The organism is Colwellia sp. MB02u-6, assembly GCF_014077095.1.
GTDB lineage: Bacteria > Pseudomonadota > Gammaproteobacteria > Enterobacterales > Alteromonadaceae > Cognaticolwellia.
This window is the reverse complement of the sequence record NZ_JACGVG010000011.1, coordinates 1-9,556: the sequence shown is the minus strand read 5'-3', so window position 1 is coordinate 9,556 and position 9,556 is coordinate 1. Positions and strand designations below refer to the sequence as shown.

Sequence of the window (9,556 nt, the reverse complement as noted above, 5' to 3'; positions counted from 1 at the left end):
TAAATAAATAAATAAATAAATAAATAGCCATCAAGTGTGATGGACAATTAAATAAAATAAAAAATATTGGGATTCTTCACAATGGCGTTACGCTGTAAATCACTCATTACCTCTCTCGTATTTTTCACGATGACAGGCTGTACTATCATACCCGGCAGCCATTTCCAAGGTATAACATCAGGCGATCAAACAACAAATATTGAGCAAGAACTCGAAAGAATCAATATTCAAATAATCGACTCAAGCTTAATCAACCAACAAAAACAAGCAAAGCCAAAAGCTAAAGCCCCATCAAGCCTAACCAGTATTGATACCAGTAACTACGAATATAAACTAGGGGTTGGTGACGTAGTAACGGTAGGGGTATGGGATCACCCAGAGCTTACTATACCGGCAGGTACCCAGCGTACCGCAGAGTTTGATGGTTTTAAAGTGCAAGCCGATGGCACGGTTACTTACGCTTATGCCGCTAATATCCCAGCAGCAGGGCGAACCATAAGCGAAATACGTCATGACTTAATCGCCCGTTTAGCTCGCGTAATAGAAAATCCGCAAGTCGATGTAAAAATAGTCAGTTTTAAAAGCCAAAAAGCCTACGTAACAGGCGAAGTAACTAAGCCGGGTGTTTACCCAGTAACAGACATTCCGCTGACCTTAATTGACGCACTTAACCATGCGGGTGGTTTAACCGAACGTGCCGACTGGCGCACGGTTACCTTTACGCGCGGCAATAGCACAGAAGTGATTAAATTAAATGACTTTTACGCCAATGGTGATATTTCGCAAAATCGTTTATTACAGCATGGCGATATTGTGCATGTAAGCCGTGACGATACGCAAAAAGTATTTGTACTCGGCGATGTTAAACGCGCAGGTACGGTTGACGTAACCCGTTATGGTTTAAATTTAGCACAAGCATTAAGCGACACAGGTGGCTTAAACGAAAATACCGCCGATGCCAACGGTGTATTTGTATTACGTAAGCGTAACCTAAAAACCGACGGTATTATTGCTGATGTATATCAATTAAATGCCAAAAACATTGCCTCACTGGTATTAGCCGAGCAGTTTCAGCTACAGCCCCACGATATTGTTTATGTCACCTCAGCACCGTTAGCACGTTGGAACCGCGTTATCAGTTTATTACTACCGTCAATGGCGACATTAAACAGTGTTGACGATATAACGACTAAATAAGGGTTTATTACGATGTTTGATTCTGTGTTAGTGGTGTGTGCCGGTAATATTTGCCGAAGCCCCACGGCCGAATATCTATTAAAAGAAAAACTGGCCGGCAAAAATATTAGCGTATCGTCGGCTGGCTTAACCGCACTAGAAGGTAAACCGGCTGACAGCATAGCTAAGCAGCTTGCTCAAGCTCACGGCATCAATATGGATAGCCACCAAGGCAGGCAGCTAAACTCGCAACTGGTGGCACAAAATAGTGTTATTTTAGTGATGGAACAACGCCATTTAGACGACCTGCACAGCCGTTACCCGGAGGCCCGTGGTAAAACATTTTTATTAGGCAAATGGCTTGGCGATAAAGAAATCCCCGATCCTTACCGAAAAAGTATCGAAGCGTTTGACCACGTTTACACATTAATCGACAGCGCCTGTAGCGCTTGGCAAAAGTATTTATAAGGAATGGCTAGTTTAATGAATGCTCAGCCCCACAACATTGCAGCAAATAAGCAAAACACCAATCAACCAGCAGCAAATCAAGAAATCGACTTAATGGCGTTATTTGGCGCATTAATTGATCGCAAATATTTTATTATTGCTGTTACCACGTTATTTTTACTCGCGGGCATAGTAACCGCGGTGTTTTCAACCCCGATATACCAAGCCACTTCAATGATCCAAGTTGAAGAAACAGGCGGTTCGGTACCAGGCCTTGACGATATGGCCGGTATGTTCGAAAGCACCTCGGCAGCCATCACCGAAATCGAATTGCTAAAGTCACGCTCGGTCATTGGCGAAGCGGTCGACAGCTTAAAGTTAGATATAGTGGCAAAGCCAAAATTATTCCCCTTTATCGGCGGCCGTGCATTTCGTAAATTTAACCCAACACAAACCAATGTATTAGCCGCGCTAAGCTTTGGTGCAAGTAGCTATGCGTGGGGCGGCGAAAAAATCAAGGTATTTAGGTTTGACGTACCCAATTACGCTATTGGCAGTGAATACACCCTAGTGGCGCTAGCTAATAATCAGCTAGCACTGCAAAACCCAAATGGCGAAACGGTATTAACCGGGCAAGTAGGGCAAGAGCTCAGTAATGGCATTATTAATTTAACCGTGCGAGAGCTTAACGCGCGCGCAGGCACAGAATTTAGCCTTATGCGCCGTAACCGCCTAAATACAGTGCTAGACCTACAAGCAGACATAGGTGCCAGCGAAAAAGGTAAAGACTCAGGCATCATAAATTTAAGCTTACAAAGCGCTGATGCCAACTACGCCGAAAAAGTGCTCAATAAAGTAGCGGCTATCTACGTGCAACGTAATGTAAAGCGCAACAGCGCCGAAGCGCAAAAGTCACTTGAATTTTTAGAAGTACAACTGCCGGAAATTAAACAGCAATTAGAAGCCGCCGAAGCGCGCTTTAACGACTACCAAATAAAACGCCAGTCAATCAATATAACCTTAGAAACCCAAGGCGTGCTTGAGCAAGTAGTAAAGCTTGAAACCCAATTACAAGAGCTAGAACTTAAACGCTTAGAAATGAGCCGTAAATTTAAAAAAAATCACCCTACCTATCAAGGCTTACTTGAGCAAGTAGCCACAGTAAAACAGCAACGCAATACACTCGTGGCCGAAGTGGGTAAGTTACCCAAAACTCAGCAAGAGCTATTACGCTTAAAGCGCGATATAGAAGTAAGTAACCAAATATACATGTTACTGCTCGGTAAAACCCAAGAGCTAGACATAGTGCGCGCCGGCACCGTAGGTAATGTGCGCGTAATCGACTTTGCCGAGGTTAACCGCTCAAAACCGGTTAAACCTAAAAAAGCCCTTATCGTGGTAATGGCAACACTGTTAGGTGGCATGTTAGCTGTGGCTATTGTATTAGTGCAAAAAGCCATGCATAAAGGCGTTGAAGACCCAGCAGAGATCGAAGCCATTGGCCTACCTGTATATGCCAGTGTGCCGTACTCAGATTATCAAGATAAGCTTTCTGGCTTCTCCAGAATAAGAAAAACAGGGAAGGCAGCTAAAGCCAATAAAGAAAAATCAATACTGGCACTTGATAACCCAGCCGACTTATCAATAGAGGCACTGCGTAGTTTACGCACCAGCTTACACTTTGCGATGATGGAAGCTAAAAATAACGTTATTGCCATATCAGGCCCAAGCCCTGGCGTTGGCAAATCGTTTATATCGGTAAACCTAGCCGCCGTACTGGCGCAAAGTGATAAAAAAGTGTTAATAGTTGACGCGGATATGCGCAAAGGCTACCTGCAAACTCAGTTTGGTTTAAACACGAAAAATGGCTTAAGTGATTACTTATCAGGGCGATTAAACTTAGCGGAAGTAACAGATACAACCCTAGTAGCAGGGCTAAGTGTAGTTACTCGCGGGCAAATACCGCCTAACCCGTCAGAGCTACTTATGCATAGCAACTTTAGTAAATTTATTGCCGAGGTAAGCGCACTGTACGACTTAGTTATTATAGATACACCGCCTATTTTAGCAGTAACCGACCCAGCCATTGTTAGCGCACATGCAGGTACTACCTTACTAGTAACCCGCTTTGGCCAAAACCATTTACGCGAAATAGAGCTAACCCGTAACCGCTTTGAACAAAACGGCATCGACGTAAAAGGCGTGGTATTTAACGGCGTAGTTAAAAAAGCCAGTAATGCATATGGGTATTATGGTTATGAATATAAATCAGATGAGTAATTAGTTATTCGATTGGCTATTTTCAGGTTACGAGTTACAAGTGTTATGTTAAATGCGGTAAACACTCAATGGTTTGTATTAACCAGTAAGTTCAGAAAAGAATAGCGTGCTTATGATAATTTAACCGCGTAAGGTTATGAAATTTTCACCCTAAAATAGCCAAAACGTCAAGAAAAGGGACATAAAATACTAGCGTTTAAGCCTTTATTTCCCAATTACTTATTTATACAGCTAGACAAGTATGTGGATAATTTTAATGTCATTCGCTCAACTAGAGGTGTCGGTAGTTTTGTTTGTTTTGGCTTGAACCAAGCGGTTATAAGCAATGACATTAAAAAAGCATAGCCGGTGACAAACAAGGCAAAACCTTGACTGAGTTACTCGCGTATTGCCAAGGCGACACAGTAGAACTGATACAAGGCTCATTGAAAGGACTAAAGGCGATATACTAAGCCAATGATGGCTTAGAGCTAAGCATACTAATGGTAAAAATGTTAGGCCAACAAAGTCAGGTCGTTGTAAAAAACATGGGTAATTACCTGTGTGTGGCAAACAAGATGATATAAATACTGCTTTCTGGAGCCAAACCAATGGGCGTAAGCGTGACTAAAAACTACTAAGAAATATAGAGTGCTACGCTACAATTTGATATGCCGTCTTGGTTATTTTAGCCTTTTACTTCGCTTTATTTACAACACATGGCCAAAGTTTATATAAATAACAAATATTATATCTATAGCTTGAAAAATAAGACACTCTCATTTATGCGTACCATAACAAGTAGGAACCTATTGGCGAGGAGCGAGTAAATAGCCCGTCATGTGGCGCAAGCTGCAAGCTGCAAGCTGCAATCTTACTATCTTTGTCGTCATTCTGAATTCGATTCAAAATCTTATTACTTGTTTTATTGAAAACATAATCCGTTGCAAGATACAAATATATCTGAGTTTTGATGTTGCGTAAACGCAACACAATACATCGATAGTTAATATTAATTATCTCAGGATTTGTACATTAAAGTAGACTATATAAACCAAATATTTGAATGACAAGCAACACTTTAATTACAGTTATAGAATCAACTTATACCGATTCATGTCATTGTTTAAACCCAAATAATGACGTTGAGTCCTAATTTTAAATCTATTCGTTTATTATAGATGTACATCATGGAAATGGATGGAATATATTAGTTATAGATTGATGATCCTATAAAGTCAAAAAAATCCGAGAACATGTTTTTGTGCGTCAATATATTGAATAACTTAAGGTATGTATTATTAAATGGCTATCATAAAGATAATAGAAAAGTTTGGAGTACTAAGTCTTTTTCAAGTTTTTAACTTACTTATTCCATTTATCGTATATCCATATTTAATTAGAACTTATGGTGCAGATATTTATGGGGATTACGTGTTTGCAATGGTTATAGCTACGCTACTCCAAGTTTTAGTTAATTTTGGTTTTGACCTAGGAGGAACTAAAAAAGTTTCAGAGACTGAGCGTAATAGTTTACAAATTTCAATTTTGTTTTGTATTATATCTTCAATAAAAATTATTTTTTTTATTGTTATTATGACGTTGATATTATTGGTGTTTTTTTTTATTGATGATGTAAGTCTTCTTGTTTTAGTTTGTTTTTTATATTTGGTTTTAGAAAGTTTATTTCCAGTATTCATATTTAATGGAATTGAAGAACAAAAAAAAATAGTAATTATTCAGTTACCTTGCCGTTTTATCTATTTGTTATTAGTATTCTCTTTTATAGAGAAAGACAGCGCTATTTTATTGTTAGTTCTATTTCAAATATTAGCATCTATGTTTGCTCTTTTCATTTCGTATTTATATCTTAAATATAAGATAAATTTGAAGTTTGTTAAGTTCGAATTTGAAAACTTGATTTTTTTGATTAAAGAAACCTCTGTTTATTTTTTTTCCAGAATTGCAGGAGTCCTAAATGTCAAGGTTGGTGCGTTGACTGTTGGCTCTTTATTTACCCCAAATGTATTAGCTATGTTTGATTTAGCAATTAAGATAGTCGAGCTTTTTAGAATGCCGATATCCATTATTAATCAAATCATTTATCCAAGAATAATAAAAACTAAAGATTTTTCACTTATTAAAACTTGCCTTCTTGTTTTTAGTGGATATTCAATTATTTCGTTTTTAATTATTAAAAATTTCGGTGATTATTTTATTCTGTATTTAGGAGGCGAGGATATGAAAGGCGCCTTTGATATTTTAACTTACATAGCGATCCTTGTTCCACTTAGCTCCATTAGTTGGATTCTAGGAAATAATGCTTTAATTGCTTTTGGTTTTAAAAAAGAATTTTTTAAAAGTGTCATATATTCTACAGTGTTCTTAGTATGTTATATGTCCTACTTAATAATCATAAGCGAAGATGCAGATATTTACTCTGTATTAAATGGAATAATATTAGCTGCATGTATAGTTTTTTATTTTAGAGTGTATTTTACAGTAAAGAAGCATTATTAAAATGAATGTTTTAAACTTAATTGTGAAAGTCGAATTTATAAAAAGAGGTTTAAATGAAAAAAATTAGGATTGTATTTAATGCTAATGGAGGGGACAAAATTGGTAGTGTTAGAATACCTATGGAAGGAATAAAGTCTAAGTTTGAACTTTTTGAAGAGTTTGAAGTAGTGCGAAATGATTTTGATAATTATAAAAACTTTGATGTAGCTATATTACATGCTGACGATGAAGAAGTATTAGTAGCTAGATCTCAGAACCCTAACATTTTAATAGGGTTAGTTAAGCCTCACCATGAGCGAGTTGTTCATGCTCCTTTACAACGCTTTAATTTGAAAAGTTTCCTTTATCAAACCCGCTTCTTTATTGGGGATAAAAACTCTAAATTTATCAAAAAAAGAAATAATCAAATTAAGTGCAGTGATTTTGTGATTGCAGACTCTATGCATTTACAAAATCTTTATGAAAGTGATGGTTGCGAAGCTATTTATCTTAAATTAATAGAAGATTTTAAAGGTAAAACAACGCCTTTAAAATTAAAAAAAAGTAAAATGTTAATTTTCGGATACCATGGGAATTATAGACACTTTTTAGAAAGTAAAAACTATATCTTTCCAGCTTTGTGTGAATTATCAAAAACATATAACGTAACTTTGAAAGTTGTAAGTAACTTAAGTGATTTCAAACCTGAAAATAGTGATAAATTTAAAATTGAATATATTGATTATACCTTCCCTGGAGTTTTTGAGTCACTTAATGATGTAGATATAGGATTAGTACCTAATCAAATCGATTATAAATATAAATTTTACGAAATACTATTTTCTCGGATGGGTTGTCTTTTTTGGAAAACTGATAAATATCACGATCTTGTATTTCGGTTCAAGGAGAGTTCTAATGCGGGAAGAGCTTTTGTTTTTTCTCAATTAGGAATACCTTTTATTGCCTGCCCTGTCCCTGAGGTCGTAAGTGTTTTTGGTGACGTACTGGAAGAGTTTTTGCCATTTAACAAAGTTACTTGGAAGCATTGTATATTGAAACTTGCAGCGAATGAGGATAAAAGAATCGAATTAAGCAATAAACTTATTGAGAAAAATAAAACCTCTATTGATCTTCTTATTGAAGCTAATAAGTTAAGACGTTTTATTTTAAATAAAATAGAAAGTAATTATTGATTAGGTAATTTGTATGAACGTTTGTTATGTTCACGATTTCTGTTTATATCGTGATGAAAAAGGTAGGATTTATACAGCAGTAGGATTGCCTGAAAAATATTTTGATCGTTTTTTTAATTTTGGTTGCACCAATGTTTCTTTGATTACTAGAAATAGAAAAGAAAATAAAACTAGCATCAGATTATTAGGTTTTACTAAAATCAATACATCTAAAATCAATTTGCCAGTCCCCATTAATAGTTATATGACCTTATTTTCTCCAACTTCAATTTTTAAAATAATAAGGACAATTAAACGATCAGACCTCCTTGTAATTAATTTTCCTAGTTTAATTGGATTGTTACTTTGTTTTTTAAATATTTTTATAAAGAAAAAGTACATCCTTGAAGTCGCTGCAGATGGTGATCAATTTTCAAGTAAAAAAGGAGGGCTTTTAATAACACTATTGTTTAAAATGAGTTTTAATTTTTTTGTAAGAAAATCGTCTGGAGCTATTTATGTTTCTAATTTTCTTCGAAATAAATATCCTCATTCTGAAGGAGTCATTTCAAGTAATGTTTATATAGATAAAGTACATTACCCTGTTGCACATAATCAAAGTTTACAAGTAAAAAAATCTATAAATATACTTTTTGCTGGAGGGGTGAATAAACGTAAGGGAATAAGTACTTTGTTAGAAAGTATAAAACAGCTAGTGAATAATGGTAATAATAAAATTATGCTAAATATAGCAGGCGGTCATTTTGATAGTGATTATGAAGCTACTGTCAAGAATATGGAACTGAATGATAATATTAAATTCCATGGCCTGCTTGATAAAGTTGAGTTGATAGAGCTCTATCGAAATGCTGATATATACGTACAGCCGAGTATAGCTGAAGGCATACCTCGAGCTGCTATTGAAGCTATGTCTTTTGGGCTACCTGTGATTGCTACATCGTTACCTGGGTTTGAGGAAATATTACCTAGAGAATGCTTAGTCAAAACTGGTTCATTTAACGAAATAGTGATTATGATTGAAAAAGTAATTAATGACGCACCTTTTAGAAATAAACTTTCTTTTACAAACTCAAAACGAGCCGAAGATTTTTTATTACCTATATTGGATAAAAAACGTAGCGATTTTTATAACAAAATATTGGGAAGAAAATAATGAGAGGTTATAACATTTACTCTATCTTTAATTTATGCATGTCAATGATTTATACTAAGATATTCCATCATGATGCAAAATTAATTAGACTGCCCGTAGTTATAAGAGGTAGTAATAATATTAACTTTGGAAAGGGATTTGTTTCTGGTAGGTATTGTCGTTTAGATGCTCTTTCTGAAAAGAAAGAGCAAATTAAGTTCGGCAACAATTGTCAAATAAATGATTCAGTTCATATAGCTGCAATTAACAACATTCACATAGGAAATAATGTTCTAATTGCAGGCAAGGTATTTATAACAGATCATCAGCATGGAAATTATTCCGGTGAAAATCAAAGTTTACCTCAGGAAGTCGCTTCCGATAGATTATTAAGTAGTGGGCCGGTTATTATAGCTGATAATACATGGATCGGAGAAGGTGTCGTAATACTACCTGGTGTAACCATTGGTGAGAACTCTATAGTTGGTGCAAATTCTGTAGTTACAAAAAACATACCAATGAACGCCATTGCTTGTGGTAACCCCGCTAAGGTAATTAAAACTTTTGATCCTATAGAAAAATGTTGGGTACCTGTTGGTAAGTAGTACGAAAGATTTAAATATTTAGTATGGATTTAATATGTCAAACAATAATAGTTATATAACTTAATGAAATTTTTCACTTTTATTTGCTTATTTATGCTGCTCGCTGGTCCTCGACTTAATTTCCCTGACTTGAATTTGTTATTCACAGTGCTCTTATCTTTAATAAGTCCATATTTAATTTTAAAAAAAAATGAGGTTAATAAAGAAATTGTTGTTTTTATTTTTTTTATTTTTTTTATTTTTTT

The 9,556-nt window shown here is 35.5% G+C and carries 9 protein-coding genes; 8 read left to right on the top strand and 1 reads right to left on the bottom strand.

The features are described from left to right. Positions 1–81 precede the first annotated feature (81 nt). The 8 genes from H4J46_RS00050 (at position 82) to H4J46_RS00015 (ending at position 9,311) form a co-directional block, all read left to right on the top strand. On the top strand, positions 82–1,197 hold the full coding sequence (locus H4J46_RS00050) for a polysaccharide export protein (RefSeq protein WP_182231564.1): 1,116 nt from the start codon (positions 82–84) through the stop codon (positions 1,195–1,197). 12 nt (positions 1,198–1,209) lie between these two features. Next, positions 1,210–1,644, top strand: coding sequence for a low molecular weight protein-tyrosine-phosphatase (locus H4J46_RS00045; RefSeq protein ID WP_182231563.1), 435 nt, complete (start codon positions 1,210–1,212; stop codon positions 1,642–1,644). Between the two features lie 15 nt (positions 1,645–1,659). Further along, on the top strand, positions 1,660–3,903 hold the full coding sequence (locus H4J46_RS00040; RefSeq protein WP_182231562.1) for a polysaccharide biosynthesis tyrosine autokinase: 2,244 nt from the start codon (positions 1,660–1,662) through the stop codon (positions 3,901–3,903). Between the two features lie 186 nt (positions 3,904–4,089). Beyond that, positions 4,090–4,248, top strand: a complete 159-nt coding sequence (locus tag H4J46_RS16960; protein ID WP_310650184.1) for a transcription termination/antitermination NusG family protein — start codon at positions 4,090–4,092, stop codon at positions 4,246–4,248. 939 nt (positions 4,249–5,187) lie between these two features. Then, positions 5,188–6,402: an oligosaccharide flippase family protein gene (locus tag H4J46_RS00030; RefSeq protein ID WP_182231561.1), complete on the top strand. Its 1,215-nt coding sequence runs from the start codon at positions 5,188–5,190 to the stop codon at positions 6,400–6,402. Between the two features lie 53 nt (positions 6,403–6,455). After that, positions 6,456–7,574 (top strand): hypothetical protein, encoded by a 1,119-nt coding sequence (locus tag H4J46_RS00025; RefSeq protein ID WP_182231560.1) that lies wholly within the window; start codon positions 6,456–6,458, stop codon positions 7,572–7,574. A gap of 13 nt (positions 7,575–7,587) precedes the next feature. Then, a complete protein-coding gene (locus H4J46_RS00020; protein WP_182231559.1) occupies positions 7,588–8,727 on the top strand; it encodes a glycosyltransferase family 4 protein in 1,140 nt (379 codons plus the stop codon). Next, positions 8,727–9,311 carry a DapH/DapD/GlmU-related protein gene (locus H4J46_RS00015; RefSeq protein ID WP_182231558.1) on the top strand — a complete coding sequence of 195 codons (585 nt, stop codon included), beginning with the start codon at positions 8,727–8,729 and terminating at the stop codon, positions 9,309–9,311. Before H4J46_RS00020 ends, H4J46_RS00015 begins: the two co-directional genes overlap by 1 nt. Positions 9,312–9,340: 29 nt before the next feature. On the opposite strand, the gene H4J46_RS16885 is transcribed toward H4J46_RS00015, so the two are convergent. Continuing rightward, positions 9,341–9,556 (bottom strand): hypothetical protein (locus H4J46_RS16885; protein WP_220462886.1); only part of this gene is annotated, 216 nt, incomplete at its 5' end.